General features: G+C 63.3%; 14 protein-coding genes. 1 reads left to right on the top strand and 13 read right to left on the bottom strand.

Annotation, left to right across the window (positions count from 1 at the left end; all coding sequences use genetic code 11):
- Positions 1–75 precede the first annotated feature (75 nt).
- The 4 genes from E7T10_RS10780 to E7T10_RS10765 are packed head-to-tail and all read right to left on the bottom strand — an operon-like array spanning position 76 to position 7182.
- Positions 76–3990 carry a hypothetical protein gene (locus tag E7T10_RS10780; protein WP_137721792.1) on the bottom strand — a complete coding sequence of 1305 codons (3915 nt, stop codon included), beginning with the start codon at positions 3988–3990 and terminating at the stop codon, positions 76–78.
- On the bottom strand, positions 3990–6185 hold the full coding sequence (locus tag E7T10_RS10775; protein WP_137721791.1) for a M23 family metallopeptidase: 2196 nt from the start codon (positions 6183–6185) through the stop codon (positions 3990–3992). Before E7T10_RS10775 ends, E7T10_RS10780 begins: the two co-directional genes overlap by 1 nt.
- 3 nt (positions 6186–6188) lie before the next feature.
- Entirely contained in the window at positions 6189–6650 is a 462-nt protein-coding gene (locus E7T10_RS10770; RefSeq protein ID WP_137721790.1) for a hypothetical protein, read from the bottom strand.
- A gap of 13 nt (positions 6651–6663) precedes the next feature.
- Positions 6664–7182, bottom strand: a complete 519-nt coding sequence (locus E7T10_RS10765) for a hypothetical protein (protein ID WP_137721789.1) — start codon at positions 7180–7182, stop codon at positions 6664–6666.
- A 53-nt stretch (positions 7183–7235) separates the two neighbouring features.
- Here E7T10_RS10765 and E7T10_RS10760 point away from each other — a divergent pair, with 53 nt between their 5' ends.
- Positions 7236–7670 carry a hypothetical protein gene (locus tag E7T10_RS10760; RefSeq protein ID WP_137721788.1) on the top strand — a complete coding sequence of 145 codons (435 nt, stop codon included), beginning with the start codon at positions 7236–7238 and terminating at the stop codon, positions 7668–7670.
- A 22-nt stretch (positions 7671–7692) separates the two neighbouring features.
- On the opposite strand, the gene E7T10_RS10755 is transcribed toward E7T10_RS10760, so the two are convergent.
- The 9 genes from E7T10_RS10755 to E7T10_RS10715 all read right to left on the bottom strand — a co-directional run bounded on the left by E7T10_RS10755 (position 7693) and on the right by E7T10_RS10715 (position 18003).
- Positions 7693–9900, bottom strand: a complete 2208-nt coding sequence (locus tag E7T10_RS10755; protein WP_137721787.1) for a hypothetical protein — start codon at positions 9898–9900, stop codon at positions 7693–7695.
- Positions 9897–10508, bottom strand: coding sequence for a hypothetical protein (locus E7T10_RS10750; protein ID WP_137721786.1), 612 nt, complete (start codon positions 10506–10508; stop codon positions 9897–9899). Before E7T10_RS10750 ends, E7T10_RS10755 begins: the two co-directional genes overlap by 4 nt.
- A gap of 86 nt (positions 10509–10594) precedes the next feature.
- On the bottom strand, positions 10595–11563 hold the full coding sequence (locus E7T10_RS10745) for a phage capsid protein (protein WP_137721785.1): 969 nt from the start codon (positions 11561–11563) through the stop codon (positions 10595–10597).
- 249 nt (positions 11564–11812) lie between these two features.
- Positions 11813–12667: a hypothetical protein gene (locus E7T10_RS10740; RefSeq protein WP_137721784.1), complete on the bottom strand. Its 855-nt coding sequence runs from the start codon at positions 12665–12667 to the stop codon at positions 11813–11815.
- The gene (locus tag E7T10_RS10735; RefSeq protein ID WP_137721783.1) at positions 12667–14187 is read right to left on the bottom strand and encodes a portal protein; all 1521 of its coding nucleotides are present in this window, start codon (positions 14185–14187) and stop codon (positions 12667–12669) included. The genes E7T10_RS10740 and E7T10_RS10735 overlap by 1 nt, the downstream gene beginning before the upstream one ends.
- Positions 14188–14716: 529 nt before the next feature.
- Entirely contained in the window at positions 14717–14902 is a 186-nt protein-coding gene (locus E7T10_RS10730; RefSeq protein WP_137721782.1) for a hypothetical protein, read from the bottom strand.
- A gap of 234 nt (positions 14903–15136) precedes the next feature.
- Positions 15137–15424 carry a hypothetical protein gene (locus E7T10_RS10725; RefSeq protein WP_137721781.1) on the bottom strand — a complete coding sequence of 96 codons (288 nt, stop codon included), beginning with the start codon at positions 15422–15424 and terminating at the stop codon, positions 15137–15139.
- The gene (locus E7T10_RS10720; protein WP_137721780.1) at positions 15421–15741 is read right to left on the bottom strand and encodes a hypothetical protein; all 321 of its coding nucleotides are present in this window, start codon (positions 15739–15741) and stop codon (positions 15421–15423) included. Before E7T10_RS10720 ends, E7T10_RS10725 begins: the two co-directional genes overlap by 4 nt.
- A gap of 3 nt (positions 15742–15744) precedes the next feature.
- Positions 15745–18003, bottom strand: a complete 2259-nt coding sequence (locus E7T10_RS10715) for a DNA-directed RNA polymerase (RefSeq protein WP_168189934.1) — start codon at positions 18001–18003, stop codon at positions 15745–15747.
- Positions 18004–18010 lie beyond the last annotated feature (7 nt).

The raw sequence follows: 18010 nt of genomic DNA, 5'->3' as shown, positions 1-18010 counted from the left end.
CTTTCGTTGAGCCACGCCGAAAGGCCCGGCCGCTGAAAGCGACCGGGCTGATCCGGGTGGATTGTCTGGGGTGTTTTAGTCGGCGCCGAAGCTCATGATGTTCGCGAGAGCATCCTCCGAGACGCCGTAGGACCGGGCCTTGTTCTCAATCCGGTATGGCTCCCAACCCTTCTTCTCGCCCATGTCCTGCGCCTGTGCGGCGCCGGTGCGGTCGAGCATTTGGTCCATGTCGGGATAGTCGCCGCGCTTGATCGCCGCCGTCGCCAGTCGGCGGTAGCGGGACACGGTGTCCTTGATGGATTGGGCGCGACGCGGGTCGCTGTAGCTGGCGTAGTCCTCGCTGTTCACGAGTTCAGCCAAGGCTTCATGCATGTTCAGGCCGGTGGACGGATCGCGCCACTCCTGACCTTGGATCGCCAGAACGCGGGCATGTTCTTTCGGCGTGATCTTCTGGCCGTTGAAGCGAGCGGCGGGGCGGGTCGCCATCAGCAGGTCGGGATCGTTTTGGGCGAGAGCCGAGATTTCCAGACGCACCATGTCGTCCTCCCGTTCCGACACGCGGAGCGGTTGGACCAGAGCTTCGATGAAGCCGCCGTCCTTGTCCTTGCGGACGATGGGAAGGCCGAGCCAGTCCCGACGTTCGGGCAGACTGTCCGACAACATCAGAATGTTGCGCGCGAAGTAGTCGAGGAATTCCGACGCCTCGCGCATTACCGGGTCTTGAGCTTGTGCCGTGTTGCGGACGATGGCCGGGACAAGGGAGTCGCCCAGCTTCTTGAACGCGGCCTTTGTGATCGCCTCTCCGCGAGAGGATTCCGTGTTGGAGAACGACGGGTCCAGCAGGTCGAAGAAATCCCCGACGCCTTGCAGTGCGGCCTTGTTGACGATGTTGTTCATGATCGCGCCCATGACCCCGCCCGCCAGAGCGGTCGATTGGTCGTCGGCGAGATCGCGGTCACGCATGGTCTGATAGAGGTCGGCCGTAATGCCGATCATTTCCGCGACCGGCGACAGGGTGCTGTATTGATACCAGCGGCCCCCGAGGCGGATCGAATAGGATTTGATGCCGTCCTGTTCTTCGGCCGGGCTGCGCTTGCCGACGAGATCGCCGTTGGCGAACAGCATGGCGGCCGACCCCATGAGGGCCATGCCGCTGACCATACGAGCCATCACGATGTCGGCTTCTGCGCCTCCGCGTGACAGGGCTTTCTCCTGTCCATCAAGGGCAGCGAAGTAGGTCTTGAACGCCGCCCGGTTCTCTTTCGTGATCCATGCCAGAGCCGGGTTGCGGTCCACCATACCGGCGCGGACCAGATTGAGCGGAGTGCGGAGGAACGGGACGTAGAGTGCCTTCACGATTGGGATGTATTTCATCGCTTTCTCGAAAGCCTCGACGGCCGGGCCGGTCTTTTGGAAGGCCATCAGCCGCGCATAGTCGTTCGCCATTTCGTGCAGATCGACAGACGCCAGAATGTCGGCGGCTTCCTCAAGGCGAGTGTCGCCAGCGTAGGATTTGGCCGGGTCATATTCTGCGCCGACCGCCTCGAACTCGTTCTTCGCCCGCACGAAAGCTTCTGCGGTCGGCCGCTGCGTCACGGCGTCGAGGGTCTTGGCATAGACGCGATCCGCTTCCTTGCCGCGCAGTCGGGCCGAACGATAGGACGCTTCGCGAGCGGCCAGTGCGTTGATCTGCATCCGGCGCGTCATGACCTTGGTGAACTCGTCCATCCCGAGGGACGGTCGAATGCCAAGGGTGCGAAGGGTTCCGAACAGCCCGGTCATCGCCATGTCGGGGATGACCATGAGGCCGCCCTTCTTCCATTTTGCCGCCCGCTCGGCGTTGAACTCGAACGGCTGGGCCATGGCATAGCGACCGACGCTCGTTTCGATGTCCGTCTGGGGGGCGGCGTGGACGAAAGCTTTGAACCCGGCCTTCGTCGCATCGACGAAAGACTGGTGGATGCCGAAGAGGTAGGCGTTGGCTTCGCGGAAGGTCACGCCTTCGGCCGAGGTGCGTTTCCCCCCGAGGCCACGACGGAGCGGGCTGGTGATGCCCGCCGCGATGTAGCGTTCGCCGACTGTCATGCTCGCGTGAAGGACGGAGCCGACTGCGTTGCGGACAGCGGTCGCGGGCGTCGTCAGATAGCCAGCCACGATGTAGTAAGACAGGTAGTCGCCGAACCCCATGTGACGGCCCTTGCGGAGTTCGTCTTTGAGGGCGCGTTCGCCGCCCGAGCCGTAGGCTTCGCGCAGTTTCTTAAGGGCTTCGGCCAGTGATTTCGGGTCCAGATCGCCCGTGCCGAGCGCGTCAGCCATAAGGTCCATCTGACCTTGAATGTCGTTGAGGATGCGGGTCCGCTGCTTCGCCATCTTCATGATGTTGAGGGCGCGGCCGATCTCCGACTTGGCGCCCGCCGCCATGGCGTCGAACATCACGGTCGCTTGCAGTTGAGCCGCCACGTCGCCGATCAGACCGGAGTTGATGTCCCCGCCGTTCAGCGATTTCTCCAGCGCGACCATCTTGGTCACAAGGTGGTCGGTGTGCTGGATCGAAATTGTCTCCAAAGCGTGCATCTTGGCCGCGATGCCGTTGTCGCCGGTGATGTCGCTGTGTGCTTTCACCACGTCAGAAACGGTCACGCCGAACGCGGCCTGACGGTCGCGAACGGACTTCCAAGTCTGCTTTGCGTCCCCGGCCGCGTCATAGAGCGGCTTGAAAATCTGGGCCATGACGCCGACGATTTCTTCGAACTTCTCCGGCTCATTCGCCAGCTTGTCGAAGTCGAAAATCTCTTGGTTCCAATGTGGCGACGGGTCGTCCGTGATGTTCACGTCTTCCCTGCCAGCCCAGCGCACGAACCGTTCGACCTGATCCGGCTTGATGAAAGCCTTGAGGCGGTCGAGGTGTTCGGTCACGGCCTTGAGCCGTTCGGGCGACATGCCCTTCGTCCATTCCGGGTTGATGTCCGGGCCAGCGTCGGCGCCGTCCATACGAGGCCCGTCCATGCGTTCGGCACGGGGCGCCTCGACGCGCATCGGCAGGGCCGAGACCGGACCCTGCTGGGTCGGCCGGAAGGTCCAGTCATCGCGGGTCAGAGCCGGAAGCGAGATCGCATCGGCCGTGTCCAGTTCGTCGCGGAAGGTCTGCGATAGGTTCACAGATTCGGAGCGAAGGTCGGCGTCAATGCGAGCGCGGACGTTTCCACGCCCCTTCGCCAAGACTCCGATGCCTTCAAAGGTGCCTGTGAAGACCGCGCCAGCACCAGCCGACAGGACGGTTTGCAGAACGTCGTAGCGATCCTGCGTCAGGCCCGTGGCGTCTGTCTGGGCGATCAGGTCCACGGCGCCCGCGAGAGTGGCCTGAACCGCGATCTTGGCTCCGATGGACGAGCCGCCGGTGACGTAGGAGGTGGGATCAAGAGCCGCACCGCCGAGTGTGCCGAGCAGAGCGGCGCCGCCGTGGAGCGTCTTGCCGACAATGCCGCCTTCAGCTTTCCAAAACGGATCGTCGCGAGAGGATTGAGCGAACTCCTGACGCCGGGCGCGCTCGCGGCTGACCCAATCGTCAGCGGCCTCGCGAGTGTCCTGAGTGTTTTGGGTCATGTCGGTCAAGACGCCGCCCGAGTTGTAAAGGCGAGACACGAGGCGGATCGGGTTGAGCGTGAAGCGGTCGTTGACCTTCAACGCCGCTTTGTGATCGCCGCGCTGGGCGGCCTCGATGTAGTCGGCGGTGTCATCCAGACCCGCTCGCCAGCCTTCGGCGATGAAGCCGGTGTTTACGGTGTTGGAGAACACGTCGCCGAGGCGTTCGCCGAGACTGCGCTTATCCTTGGGCGCCGAGAGGGAAACAGCCGCCGAGCGGCGGCTGTTGGTCTGTTCTGCGGACGTGCCGTAGTGGCGTTGAATGAAGGCGCGACGGACGTGTTCGGGGGTGCCGTCCTCGAATTCGAAAACGTGCCCGTCAGGGCCGGTGAAACGGGTGGATGCCATTAGTCTCCTTGGATGATGTTTCCATTCCTATCGACGCGCGTGACTCCGCCCGCGCGGGCGGTCTGGGTGGAGCCGGGAGCGCGGGTCGCGCCGGGGGCGCGGGTGTTGCCATCGGCCGTAGCCGTCGAGCGTCGTGTGAATCGGGGTGTGTATTCGGCAATGATCTCGTCGGCCGCCGCCATCGGGGCTTTGCCTCCGGCGACACGGCGTTCCCATTCGATCAGGGCGTCCGCGCCGAGACGGCGGCGATCAGGTGGTGGGGCTTCGCCAACCAGTTCGCCGAGGGCCGAACCGACATAGGATCGGGCGACCGTCGCGGTGCGACGTTCCTCCGGCGGAATGCTGGCGGACTGACGCGAGCCAGCCGCCACACGTTCCTTGACCGCCAGATAGGCGCGGGTCGCATTACGGCCGGTGCCAAAACGTCCCGCGTTGTAGTCGCGGTCAGCTTGGGCGCCGATGCTGGCGTAGTTGGGTTCGGCAACCGCGAAGCGGCTGGCGTAGCGAAGGGTCAAATCCTCGTCGGCCTCACCGTCCGCGACATCGTTGCGAAGGCTGCGGAAGGCGCCGCGCATGGTCATGGCTTCGCCGGGTTCAAGAACGCCGTTGGCCGCTGCGGTCTGGATCGCCTCGTCCACGTTCTCGCCGCGAAGCGAGCGGTTGTAGAGGTCGATGGTCAGATCGTCCTTGGCCTCGACACGCGCCTTTTCGGTGCGACGTTCGGTGTCGGCCTCGACGCCCTCAATCGCATTTAGGACGCGGATTTGCTGGGCCGAGGTCAGGACCGACGCGCCGGGTGCGCGAGCGCGGCGTTGAGCCGGGGTCTCTGCATCCGCCATTTCCACGGCCGGGGCCGAGGGATCAGGCGTCGCGTTCTGTGCGGGCTGTCCGACGATGGAGCGGGGGTCGATGCGTCGCCCCTGTGCGTCGCGGGCCGAGAAGTGAAGGTGCGGGCCGGTCGAGTTTCCGGTGTTGCCGGATGCAGCGAAGGTCGCCCCTTGCGAGACGCGATCACCCGCTTTGACGTTGATGCTGTCGAGGTGGGCGTAGCCGGTGACACGTCCGTCTGCGTGACGGATCAGGACGGTGTTGCCGCCACGACCGCGCGGGCCAGCGAACTCAACTACGCCATCCGCCGGTGCGACGACCGGCGTCCCGATGGGAACCGCGATGTCGATGCCGCCGTGATCGGTAGAAGCCCCGCGAAGGGGTGCGCGTCGGGCGCCCAAGCCCGACGTGACACGGCCTTCCAGAGGCATGATGTAGGTCGATGCCGGGGCGGCGGGAGCAGCCGGTGCGGGTGTGGGTTCGGCCGTGACGGACGGCAACGGACTGCCTTCGATCACCGCATTGTTCGCGTCGGCGCGGGCCGCTTCGATCTCGGCCGCGACATCCTCCGGGCGGCGCGTGTCGAGCAGCGAGTAAAGGCCGGTCAGATCGCCGGTCTGGGTGGCGTAGGCCACGACCGCGTTGACGATTTCCTCCTGCACGGCGACGCCATCAAGGCCAGCCTCTTTGAGCCGCCCGACTGTCCCGAGTAGGTCGATGCCTTCACCCCGGCCGAGTGCGGCTTGCACTTCCCCCGTGGTCATATTCAGCATTTCGCGGTCGGTGCGCTCTTGCAGGACGCCGGAGGCGCGAGCGTTCACGTCATTCGACCAACGCTGCATCCGCTGTCCGACTTGGAGGCGGACTTCGGGGCTTTCGAACAGATCGGAGACCTCGCCGACGAAGGCCGAGGATCGCTCCTGCATGTAGGTTTCGATCTCTTCGACGGTCGCCCCGCTCTGGATCAGATCGTCCAGACCTTGGGTCGTCTCCGTCTCGAACTTTGTCTGTCGGTTCGAGGCCGTCACGCTGTAGTAGGCGCGCTGATAGGCGGTGGCCTCGGCCTTGGCCGGGTCCATTTCGACGCCGCCCAAGGCGTCGGTCATGCCCTGTGCGTATTCGCCTTCCGCTCGCTTCGCCGTCTGGGCGATGTCGTTTCGGAAGTAGGCTTCGGCCGTGTCTTGGGCCTGACCGAAGAACCGGCGAAGTTCGTCGAGATTGTTGCCCCGCTGTGCGTCGCGCATCGAGGCGTTGACGCGAACCGGGTCAACCCGATCTTCGCGGCGGGTGGGGAGGATCGCATCGCGGTTGTTGGTGATGCGGTCTTGCGTCGTGCGACGCTGGGATTGTCTGGAAAGGTCGGCCATGGATCATTTCGGCCCCTTGGCTGCTGCGCTCTGCTGAAGCTGGATGCTCTTGCCGCCGTAGTATCCTTGGGCGCCCGCCGTAGCGATGCGGAGACCCGCGCCGAGGATGGTCGGCGACTGGATGCGGCTGGACATGGAGTTGGCTTCTGCGGCGGCTGCGCGCTGCTGGGACTCTGCGTTGAGGTTTGTGCGTTCGGCGGAAAGTTGGTTCTGCATGAGGCTGTCCTTCAGGAGAGCTTCGACGCTTCCACCGATATTTAGACCGGCTTCACCGGCGGCGACCTTGATGCGGGCCTGCTCCTTGCGAGCGACGCGCTGACGCTCGTTCAGTTCGGCTGTCTGGGCGACCCGGATTTCCTGCTGGGTGGTGGCAAGCTGGGCGTCGATAGCCTTCTGCTGCGCCTTGGCGGACTGCATTTGACCGATGGTCTCGGTCGCGGCCCCAACGACGGCGATGGTCGTCATGATAGTCACGGGATCACAGATGGATTGGTCCCTCCTGAATGCTGCTGATGAGGTAGAATGGGCGGCTCTCGCGGCCATGGGTCAGATCGACTTCCTCGATCTCGAACCCGGCCCGAAAGAGCCAGAAAATGCTCATGCTGTTGCGAGCATCGACGTGGTTGAAGAGACGCGGCCAACGCCCGTGCCAGCGTTTGATGACGGCATAGGTCTCGCGACCGATGGCGATCTTGGCTCTGGGCCTCTCCATGCCGGGCGTCCCGAGCATCCACACAATGCCTGAACCGGCTTCGTCGGACGGACCCACGCCGTAGACGGCGATGGCCTCGCCTTCGTCGGTGATGACCCAAGCGTCCAAGCTGTTCATGACAGACATGGTGAGGACCAGAAGAGGGTCTGGATCGCCGATGGTCAGGAGCGGATTGGTCGCTTTGATCTCGTCATAGTCGGCGGGCCGAAGGTTGTTCGCGATGGCGTCGAGCCAGTCGTGAATCTGTTCGCCCGAGACATCGGCGAGGTCGTGGAATTCGATCATGGGTTGATTGGTCGCCCCAGCCGGTGGCATTGAAACGCCGTTCGGAGGGACTAATGAAAAAGTGGGTTATGGCTTTTGCGCTGGCGATGATTTCGTCGGCAGCGTCTGCGGGAGACTGGCGTTTCGTCAGCATTGGCGACGATTTCGCAGCCGGGATCGACTTCAGTAGGCGCACTCGCACGGGCGATATTGCTCGCGCATGGGTTATAAATTCCGGCACGACGAAGTTTCAGTTGTTTTTGGCCGAGTTCGATTGTCGTCAATCTTCGATGACGGTCCTCACCAGCGCGACTTATGACAACCTCGGCAATGTGATCGGGCAGAGTTCGGCACGGGGTGCGCCGGTTTATTCCGTTCCCGATACGGTGGGTGACAACACCCTCCGAGCGGCTTGTGATAACAAACCCAACTGGCTCGCGGGACTAAATGAGACCTACGACCGCGCCCGCGATTTTCACGATGCTACGGGCCGAGTTCTTTTCAAGTGAGGGCCTGACCGCCCGTGAGCGGTCAGGTTCTGGAACGATTGTAGTAGTTAGCTTCCCACTCGGCCGCGACGAACGTCGAGGCGGCGTAGGTGTCGTTCACGATGCGGATGCGGGTCGCCGTGTTCTGGCCGTAGACCTGAAAGCGGTGTGAGCCGGTCGCATAGGCTGGCGTGTTCAGACGGAAGCTCGCGGCGCCCAAGGTCTTGCCGGTGAACTGCGAGAGTTTGGACGGCAGGATTTCCTCGACATTCGGATTGACGCCGTAGGGCGCGACCGATGTCTTGAAATAGGCGGTGTCCACGAAGTTCACGGTGAAGGTGCGAAGCGTGGTGCGGCCGGTCGTGATGGCCTCTCCGCGCTGGGTCCGCATGTATTGGGTCGAGAACTCGAACGCGAACTCGTAGCCTTCCCCGACGACGACAGGTCCGGCAATCTCGCTTGCCGGAACCTCGACCATGTTGTCCGTGATCCAGATGTAGGTCGAGGGGTCGATCAGCGTTTCGGGGCGGCCCGCGAAGGCGTTGCCTCGAACCATCTGGAACCGGGCTTTCACCGGCCGATAGGGCAAGATGAACTGCGTTGTGTTCGGCGTGGCCTGATAGGTCCCGGTCACGGTCGCCCGACGATCCAGATGGATTTGATGGGTCGTCTGCACCGGGCGCGAGCCAGCGGTCAGGTTGACCCTCTCCAACCACAGGCCATCGTTTCGCTGAACCGTGAGGTAAAGCGTGCCCTTGAGGTAGGCGCCAGAGACGATCCGGGTGCCGGGTCCGAAGTCCCATTCATGCCACGCGGACTGAAGCTTCTCGTCGGACGAGGCCCAATAGAAGTTGTAGCAGTAGACCTTGCTCGGGGCGCCGTTCGTCAGGACGAACAAAGCGGACAGATCATCGGCCGGGATCAGTGCGTGGACGCCCGCCGGGATGTAGCGGTCGCAGTGCGCCGTCACGTCCGAAGCCGTGGTCGTGTCAGCCCCGGCGAGCCGGGCGTATTCCATGACCTTGGCGAAGCCGCTGTTCTCGACAGCGAAGTAGATTTCGGAGCCGAGCGAGGCGAGGCCAGCGACGGTGTTGACGGTGTAGTTCGTCGTCGGCCGGATCGCGAGCGACGAGGCGTTCAAACCGAGTTCGCCGTGCGAGAGGCTGAACTGTGTTTGGTCGGACGTGAGCAGGATGCCGTCATTGTGAGTGGTCGCATCCAGCAGAGGCGAGACCTTGGTCGAAGTCGCCCCGGCGTCCAGCACGTCGCTTTCCAGATAGTCGGTTTGCGACATACGCCAGAAGTTTCCGAAGTCGCCGACGCACGAGAGGATGCAGTTCTCGTCGTAGAGGAAGGCCAAGCGGTTCTGATAGAAGAACACCTTGCGGATCGGGCGGCCGATGAAGCCGGGGTTCGGGTTGATGTCCGTGTCGCCGACGCGGCGGGGCGCCCACGAGAACGGAGCGAAGACGAAGCTTCCATCGGCCTCGCGAACGAGGGCGTGGGGCATGGTCTTGTAGTCGATGGCGTTGACCAGTCCGGGCTTGACGCATTCCTCCCATACGCCGCCGCGACGGACGACGTAGTAGGACATAAAGCCTCCCGTTTCGTCGCCTTGGACGCGGTAGATGGCGCCTTCGGGCGGGGGCGTGTCGCCCTGATTGACGGGCGGCAGTTTGTCGAAACGCTGCACCGTGCCGGTGATGACGCCAGCGGTCGGGTTAGGCGGATAGGTGTAGGTGCTGCCCGGCGCGTAGGGATCGCCGTTCGCATCGGTGCCAATCCGGCGGTTAAGCCAGATTTGCTCGGCGGGATCAGGTTGGGTGTCGGCGCCCAGCGCGCCCATGGCGCACTTCATGCGACGATTGGTGATGAAGGTGTAGTCCGCGACGCTGAACGCCGAGATGTCCGTGCCGTAATCCTCGACGGTCGAGAGGTAGGCCCAGCCGCCGGGGGCGGTGACAAGCTTCTCTTGGCCGGTGAGGGTGTCGAACACCTTGATCTGGCCGTCTGCGACGATCACCACATACTGCTCTGCGGTGTCGCGGTTGATGGTGTGGACGTGTGCGTTTTCCGGCGCGGTCGGCATAAGCCGAGCGACGACCTCTGAAGGTGCGCGTTTGGTCAGGCCGGTCGCGATGGATGGCCAGCCGTTGGTCAGGCTTTCGAGTTGATCGGGCGAGCGGACCAGCGGCGTTTGCTGCGAAACGCCCCCGTGAAGGGACGGCAGCGAGCGGGTCACGAGGCTCACTTATCGGACCTCCAAGCCCGGCCACGCCGGTTCAGAGATGCGGAAAGAGCCTTGTTGGCGCGGAAGATGTTGATGTCGGCCGAGGCGGACTGCTGGCGTTGCAGCGTCAGCCAAGCGCGTCGCTGATCCTCTTCGCCGAAGCGGTCGGCGGCTGGGTCGCCCACAACCCGAGCGGTGAACTTGCGACCGGCCGCGATGACCGCGTAGCCACGGGCGGCTTCCGGCAGGGCGTCGAACGTGAACGACCACTTGACGCGGACCTTGACCGGCAGGGCCATCACCCACGTCAGGTTCGCGGCGTCCCAGAGGCCGAAGCCTTTCGATGGGTGCTTTCGAACAATGATGTCCTGCGCCTTATCCATCGGGTCAATGTCGAGGGCGCCGGTGGGGACGGCGATAAAGCCGTCGATGTCGGGGGAGAGAACGAAGTCCTCATCGGTGTTGAACTTGAAGCCGTAGAGGCAGACTTCGCGAACGACCTTGTTCAGTTCGCCGAGCGCGATGGACTGGTCCACGATCTCGGGAATGATGGCGTTGACGGGAAGCTGGCCGATGCCGATCAGCATGTCGTTGACGGCCTCAAGTTCCGTCATGGGCGCAGCCAGCATGGGCGCGATCTCCTTCGGAACGAGGTGAAAAAAAGGACGCGCCCTCGTGAGAGAGCGCGCCCTTCTGGTGTGGCGGTTGCCGGTCGTTAGGCCGGGATGGCGTCGGTGCGGAGTTCGACCGCATCCGAGGCACGGAAGACATCGGTGCCGGTCATCTGACGGGCGAGGATGAGAGTGCCTTGCTTGCTGATCTGGTCTTCGGTCTGAACCGACAGGCCCTGAACTTCGGCGGTGCCGATGGCGTCCTTGGTCCAGACGGCGCCGATAGTCGTGCCCATCTTCAGACGGTAGCGGGTCGGGATGTCGAGGTTGGCCGAGTCATCGTTGCCGAACGGCGCGATGTTGGACTTGACGATCTTGATGCCGTCGATGGTTTCGAGGGTGTGCTTGCGGAGCGAAGCGTCGCCGCCGTTGTAGTCGCGGTTCAGGTTCTTGTCCGAGCGCGCCATCGCATACCATTGAAGGTTCTTCACGAGGCCGAACACATCGACCATATCGACGCGGACGTTCTTGCCGTCGAGGGCTTCCTTGGCCTTGGAGAAGGCGTCGAACAGCTTCGTGGCGTCGGTCGCCATAGCGGAATCCACGACCGGGGTCGGTGCGCCGCCGCCCGAGGTGCCGAGCAGATCGGTGGCGCGAGCAGCCTTGACGACAGCGCGCATGGCGTTCTGGTCGAACTGGACGGCCAGAGCTTCAGCCAGTTGGCGAACGTATTCCGAGCGAATGTCGAAGTGGTTCAGGATTTCGTGGATGTCGGCGACGAACACGTCGGAGATCAGCTTGTCGTCCGAGGTCAGGATGATCTCGTCGTGGCCGATTTGCTTGCCGACGATTTCAGTGCCGGGCGTGTGGTAGGACGCGGTTGCGCGGCCGACGCGGGGGAAGCGCAGCGATTTGCCGTTGGCCAGCGCGAAGACGCGATGCTTGTCGCGCATGATGGTCATGCGTTCGTAGGCCGCCTGAACCTCGCCGCCGAAGATGTCGATCAGCAGGTTGTTGGTGCCGGGAGTATCACCGGCCTTGTAGCCGGGATTCGAGGGGGTGGAGTTAGCCATTAGGCTCCTTGATTGAGAGAGAGTTTTGGCTCCCGTCGATCAATCGGAGTCCGCTGGCGCATGAGGTTGTGCGGTCGAAACCGGCCTCTTCGCAGCCGGATGTTTCCGCTTTGATTTGGGAGAAAGGGTTAGGCCGGGCTTTCACCGGCCGCCCGTCCGTGGACGGTCAGTTCCCGATTTGCGCTGGGAACTGTGCGGCCCCGCTTGCGAGCCTCTATGGAGGCAGGCGGGCGTGGTCTTAAGTGTGCTTTAGAGCAGCGTTCCGGCTGCTTGCGAGCGGGCGACCTTTTCAGCGACCTCGGCCACATAGGCTCGGTCAGTCTGGTATCGGTCGGTCTTCATGGCGGCGACCATTTCCGACTTGGATCGGAACACGTCGCCGACTGCGGTGCCCGGCGTGGACTCGACGAACGACCCTTCGGACGGATGCGCCACCTTGTATTTCGCCACGAGCCATTCGACGCCTTGTTTAGCGGTGGTCGAGTTCGTGACGAGGGTATTGTAGCTGTCGATCTCGGCGGCGGTCAGGGACTTGGAAGCCCAATCCGACGCCGCGTCGAAGATGTCTTGGCCGCCCGCTGTCGCATGAGCCTGTTGGAATGCGAGTTGGGACAGGGCCGACAGGCCAGCAAGGTAGTTCTCTACGATGTTCTGCGGGACGCCCAGCTTCACAATCTCTGCGATCTGATCCTCGGCGGGCTGGCCCTTGGTGTCTTCGTAGTGCTTGGCGAAGGACTCGAAAGCGGTCGTGATCGGGTTCGCCTCGGCCTCGGCCGGAGCCTCCGGCTTGGCGGGTTCGATAGTCAGATCGTTCGGCTTGTCCGCTTCGTCTGCGGGCTTGTCCTCGGACTTGGGAGACCGGAGCTTGGCTTCCAGTTCCGCATACGATTTCGCCATGTCATCGACGCGGATCGTGCCCGCTTCCGCATCCCAGAATTTCTCCGAAATGTGGGCGGGACGCTCCGGCTTGGCCGGGGTTTCCGGCGCCGACAGGGAGTCTTTGTAGGTCGAGGGGTCTGCACTCTCTGGAAAGGCCGACGCCGGAAGCTGGGAATAGTCAGGTGCGGGCGAGGTGGTCTCTATGACCGGGCTTTCGAGGCTCATTAAGTTCCTTGGTTAGGGTCTTGGGTCGCCGCGCCGATGGCGGCTTCCGCGATGGCCGGGGTCGCGGCTTGCATGGCCTGTTGCGCCATGGCTTGCTGCTGCTCTTGGGCCATTTGGTCCTCCGTCTTCAGGAGGGTTTCGAGGCTTGAGACGCCGTGTTCATTGCCAAGGCGGCTCAAGAACGCGGGGGCGTTCACGAGGCTGGCGAAGACCTGCGGCGTCAGGATTTGGATGGCGTCGGCGGCGAACGTGCGAAGGCGGTTCACCTCTGCGGCCCGACCAAGCGCGGCCAGACCCGTCACGATCTTCGGACGAATGCCCTCGGGGATGGCGGGGATGAGTTTGCGCTGTGCCGCGACATAGAGATAGCGGGCTGCAATCGGCTGTTGGAGTTCGGAGGCCAGCACAGAGAAGGTGCCGCCCAAACCGTTTTCCAGTTCTTCGGATTGGCTGCGGATTTCTTCAGCCGTGACACGCTCTGCGTCGCGATAGTTTGCGACGAGGAACGCTTCTTTGACCCGCGCCTCAATGGTCGCGGTCACGTCCTTGATGACGGCGAAGTCCTGCGACTTGTTCAGACCGAGCGTCTGGATGGCTTCGGGTTCGCCATAGAGGTAGTCGCCGGATTCGGCCGCCGCGAGTTCCGCGACATCGAGCGACGAGTTCGGATTGACGACCGTGACGACGCGAGAGGCGATGGCTGCGAACTGCGTGATGGCCTTGTAGTTGTCGTCCATCGACAGGAGGTCGCCGAGATATTCGGTGACGTGGCTGCGGCCATAGTCGCTACCGGGAACGACGGTCCAACGCGGGGCGAGCCATCCAGCCTGATCGGTCGGGATGGGGTCGGACTTGGAGCCGGGGACTTCCTTGCCCTCGATCTCCTGCCAGTGCGTGACCTTGCCGTCCCGTTGTTCGACAACGGTGTAAACATCGATCTGCTTCTCGTCCGTGTTCGGGTCGAGCTTGACGCCAAGGGCGGTGCGAACGGCCTCGGGGAGGGTCGAAGGCCAGACCTTCTCTTGGATGATGATGTCGGTGAACTGGCCGTAGTTGTCACGCTTCAACACGAACTGGTCGATGCGATACACGCGAGGGGCGCGGTCCTGCGGCAGGTAGCCGACGACGTTGCCCGCTGCGATCAGTTGCTTGATGACTTCTGCCAGCGCGGGACGAACCTTGAGGTCGTCCATCATCGCGGCGGTCGTCTCGGCCACCTGCGACAGGCGGGTGTCTACGTCGTTCTTGTCCGCCTGAAGCTGCGCCGCCGCGAAGGCGTCGAGTTCCAGTCGGAAGAACTGGACCGAGGTCGGAAACAGGGTCGAGAGCAACCGCGCCGACAGGCTGCGGAGGCCGTGTGCGCCCGCCGACTGATAGGGTTGGGTCGGGCTGTAGTGTTCATTCTGGCCGATCTCTGGGATCAAGCCGGGAATGGTCAGCCGCGATGCCTCACGCGCCTTCTCCAGAACGGAGTTGCGGGCGACCGACAGCGCGCTGAAACGCGCTGCTGCGGTCTTCATGCGGTAGGGTTAGACTTTCGAAGAGAGGGTTCTGCTCGTGATCGCCAGCGACGGGCGCGCGAGGTCGGAGAGAGTGTTTCCGGTGGCGACGTTCGGCGTTGCCGGAAGCGTCGGGCTGGACGGTGTAGTCGTCGCGCCGGGGACGCTCGGTGTGCCCGTGGCCTTGCGGATCGTCAGGGCGCGAACACCGCTCTGACGGGCGCGGACAACGGCGTCGAGGCCGTCGAGATAGGGGTTGCGAAGGATCGGGGCGTCAGCCGCGACCGGCGCAGAAACCACCTTCGGTTTCTTGAAAAGGGAACACATGAGCGGTCTCCGTTAGAGGGCGTTCGGCCGCTCAAGAGATCGTTCGAACTGGCGTTGAAGTTGGCGGGCGAGATCGCGGCGACCGGCCGCGAACATCACTTCCTCAATCGTCTGACCGGGCGCGGCATAGGCTCGGGACAGAAGATGTCGAGCCACTTGATGAGGTCGGGAATGTTGGTCGGGAAGGTGTCGCGGACGCCGTGAGCGGCGGGCTGGTGTCTGCTCACGCGGCGGGCGCGTCTTTCCAGACGATGCCAATCACGCCACCGATAGCGGCGCCGACTGCCAGAGCGACATCGACATAGGCCGGATCAACGGCGATGCCGAAGGCGGTCGCGAGAGCCACGAGACCGACGTAGGTGCTGCGCTCTTTGAGGCGAGGCAGGATGTAATCGCGGACGAAATTCATGGCGATTGCCCTTTGAAGAAAATGGTTTGGGGGCGGGCATCCGGGTTAAATATGGGATGCTCAAATGTGAGGGCCGGTGGGCCGCGAAGATCGAAGACCTGCTTGCAGCAAGCGATGAACGGCTGGGGATCAAGCCCAAGGAGCCGATCATGGGGACATGCAAAGTCTGCGCGGGAGAGTTCGTCTCCACACCTAACCGTCGCTACTGCGGCGACGCCTGTCGGGCGGTCACGATCAAGGGCTATGACGACGCGCGGCGGGCGAAAAAGAAACAGGCCCGACAACTTCATCGGACCCCCACATTCTGAATGCGAGTGCGCCGAGGTCGCCGGAAATCGAGATCAGGGTTCCGCCCGTAGGCTCGCGTCCCATGATGTAGAGATCATTCCACTCGTGCTGGATGCCTTGCGACAGAAGCCACGCCGACGCCTCGTCTGCCAGATCGGTCGGCATGAGGAAGTGCGCGGCGTCCGACTGCATCAGACCGGCCAGCGCGACAAAGACATCTACGTCAGGCTTCACTCAATGCGGCGCAACTCGCCGTCAGCATAATCGCGGATCGCTTGGACGTGGACGGTGTGCGGGCCTTCCGCCGTCGAAAGCATTCGCTTCGCGCTGTTCAGTGCGTCGTGGCCGTCGATGCCGATGGCGTCGGAGATCACGGCTGCAACCAGAAACAGGGCGCGGACCTGATCGGACGGGTTTGCGTCTTGGATGCGAGACAGCAGTGCGAAGGCTGGCTCGCGTAGGAGGGCGACCGTCGAATCCGTGCGGACGCGATCACCGATTGAGGGCAATGGGTTCATGGGATTGGTTCGAGTGTTCAATAGCTGGCCCATGGATCACGCGAACAGGTAGGGGCTGCGTCGAACTTGCTCGATGTCGAAGGCGCCAAGGGCCGGGACCGGCGGGATTTTGTCGGCCCACTCCGGCGGAAGCTGCGCGATGAATTCCTCTCGGAACACCTCAAGCCAGTTCGTCTCGTAGAGATCGGCGAAGGTGTCGCGGAGGATGTTTTGAAGGTCCGACACGCGGGCGGCATGGACGCCGAAGCTGTCATGGACAACGGCCAGAGAGCGGATGTCGTGGTCGTAGCAACGGTTCGCCACGCCCATGAGGTGAGAGGCGTCCATGCTGTGGATCAGGTTCGGACTGATGCCGTTCGCCTGACGCTTGCTGTCGAGTTTCGAAAGTTCGTTCCTGACCTGTAGCCGGATGCGCTGGCCCTTGAAGACGACACGGATCAGGTCGGCCTTGCGGCTCTTGTAGGTCTGAAGCACAGGCAGACCCGTGGGCGCCGTCCATCGGATCGGCACACCGGCCTTGGTCATGATCGACGCGACCGTTCGCAGCCACGCCATGGCTTCGGCTGCGGCGACGACAGTGCCCTGAACGCCGTCCCAGATTTCAGCCGCCATGTAGCGAGCCGCCACATAGTTGTCGGCGTCGAGGTAGGGCTGACCGGCGCCGTCGATCTCGCGAAGCGTCTGGAGGATTTGATCGCAGTAGCCGTATTTCGTGGCCGAGTAGGTGAAGGTCATGACCGGGCGTTTGGTGATCTTGCGAGTGACCTTGTTGCCCTTCCATGCAGTCGCGGCCGGGTCGTAGCTCTCGTTCACGCGGGCCTGAACGGCGGCGGCGACATCGCTGTAGATGTCCTGCGGCCGGTCGCCCGGTTTGAGGTTGACGGCTTTGGCTCCGATGGGGTCTCGGAGCATGGCCGAGAAGTGCTGCAAGCCGCTGTTGCTGCCATCAAGGCTCACCGGAAGGTGACTGATGAAGTCGGCGCCCTCGCGGATGTAGCCCGCCCATTCCAGACACGCGGCCAAGGCCATGAACGGGCTGTCGGCCGTCGCCCAGAACCGTTGACCGTCGAGTGGATCGGCCGCGCTGTCGAGGATGGCGATCTGATTGTCCCACACCCACTGCACACGCTCGTCGAATGACACCTTGTCGATGCCGAACAGGCCCGCGAGGTGGATCGCCAGCCAGCGGGCGCCGTCGTTGGTGATCGGCTGACCAACGGCGAAGGTCAGCAGAGCCTTGGCGACATCATCGCCCTGCGGGTGAGGTCCGCCGGTCGCCAACGGATAGACGCGGCCTCGGAAGTCGAGGCTGTGGGGGAAGTAGATGGCCTCTTCGTCAGCGAACTTCGTCGCCACCCATAGACGTTGCGACAGGGCCAGCCGCTTGCTGACGTTCTTGGCGTTCAGGTCGTGGATGTCCGACGCCTCGCGCTTCCAGCGGTTGGCGGTCTCTTCGTTCTCGGCGTAGTCGGCGGGGCGGGGCGGGATGGGCGTCGGATTGCGAGCAGGGAGGTCGCCGAGTTCGCCGCCGCCGTCCCAGATTTCGCGCATGATCGCGAGGATGGGACCGTTGATTTTCCAAGCGGTCTCCTGAACCGCGTTCACGGCGTCATAGACGCCGGGCATCATCTGGTCGCGAAGCTGATCGTGGTAGGCGGCGTTGGCCTGCTTCACGAGACGGTTGCCCGGCTGCTTCGTGATGTAGCCGCCCTTGAACGGCGACGACCAACGGCGGGGGCGCACGATCATCGGAAGGCTGATCGGCTCAAGCAGTTCGCAGCGGGCGTGTTGTTGCTCCAGCCACTTGTGAACGGCCTCGGTGGGCCGAACGTATTTTGTGCGCTGGCCTTGGCTCTCGATGGCGAACAGGCCGGTCGCATCGCAGAACAGTTCGATGGCTTTGACGCCCGTGCGAATCCGCATCGCCAGCGGGAACGGCTGGTCGAAGCCGTGGTCGCTCATGATGTTCTGAATCTTCCGCTTCATTTTGAGCGAGCGGACGCCATGGGCCTGAACGCGGAGGACGCCCTTGAACACATCGGCGCGGGCCCGGCGAAGGTTCTCCATCTGCTGATGTTCAATGATGGCGTCGGCGACGGCGATGGCCGTCGCAGTCAGCTTCTTGCCCTCGGCGGCGGCAGACAGGATCACGCGGCCGGTCAGATAGGCGGCCTCTTCGGCGCCGACACTGGACAGGATCAGGGCGGCCTCTGGGATGCGGGTTCCGCCGCCGTGATTCACGACATCGCAGAACGACCGGATAGCTTCGGCCGTGGGCTGGATCGCCAGCCGCAATAGCTGT

The organism is Brevundimonas sp. SGAir0440 (assembly GCF_005484585.1).
In the GTDB taxonomy this organism is placed as follows: Bacteria; Pseudomonadota; Alphaproteobacteria; order Caulobacterales; family Caulobacteraceae; genus Brevundimonas.
Note: the sequence above shows the minus strand (reverse complement) of the source record. Positions and strands in the feature narration are given on the sequence as shown.

Bases quoted from the DNA above. Each gene is read 5' to 3' on its own strand.
- E7T10_RS10760 (WP_137721788.1), top strand. From the start codon at position 7,236: ATGAAAAAGTGGGTTATGGCTTTTGCGCTGGCGATGATTTCGTCGGCA.
- E7T10_RS10720 (WP_137721780.1), bottom strand. From the start codon at position 15,741: ATGGGCCAGCTATTGAACACTCGAACCAATCCCATGAACCCATTGCCC.
- E7T10_RS10780 (WP_137721792.1), bottom strand. From the start codon at position 3,990: ATGGCATCCACCCGTTTCACCGGCCCTGACGGGCACGTTTTCGAATTC.
- E7T10_RS10750 (WP_137721786.1), bottom strand. From the start codon at position 10,508: ATGCTGGCTGCGCCCATGACGGAACTTGAGGCCGTCAACGACATGCTG.
- E7T10_RS10775 (WP_137721791.1), bottom strand. From the start codon at position 6,185: ATGGCCGACCTTTCCAGACAATCCCAGCGTCGCACGACGCAAGACCGC.
- E7T10_RS10730 (WP_137721782.1), bottom strand. From the start codon at position 14,902: ATGAATTTCGTCCGCGATTACATCCTGCCTCGCCTCAAAGAGCGCAGC.
- E7T10_RS10735 (WP_137721783.1), bottom strand. From the start codon at position 14,187: ATGAAGACCGCAGCAGCGCGTTTCAGCGCGCTGTCGGTCGCCCGCAAC.
- E7T10_RS10745 (WP_137721785.1), bottom strand. From the start codon at position 11,563: ATGGCTAACTCCACCCCCTCGAATCCCGGCTACAAGGCCGGTGATACT.
- E7T10_RS10765 (WP_137721789.1), bottom strand. From the start codon at position 7,182: ATGATCGAATTCCACGACCTCGCCGATGTCTCGGGCGAACAGATTCAC.
- E7T10_RS10770 (WP_137721790.1), bottom strand. From the start codon at position 6,650: ATGACGACCATCGCCGTCGTTGGGGCCGCGACCGAGACCATCGGTCAA.
- E7T10_RS10740 (WP_137721784.1), bottom strand. From the start codon at position 12,667: ATGAGCCTCGAAAGCCCGGTCATAGAGACCACCTCGCCCGCACCTGAC.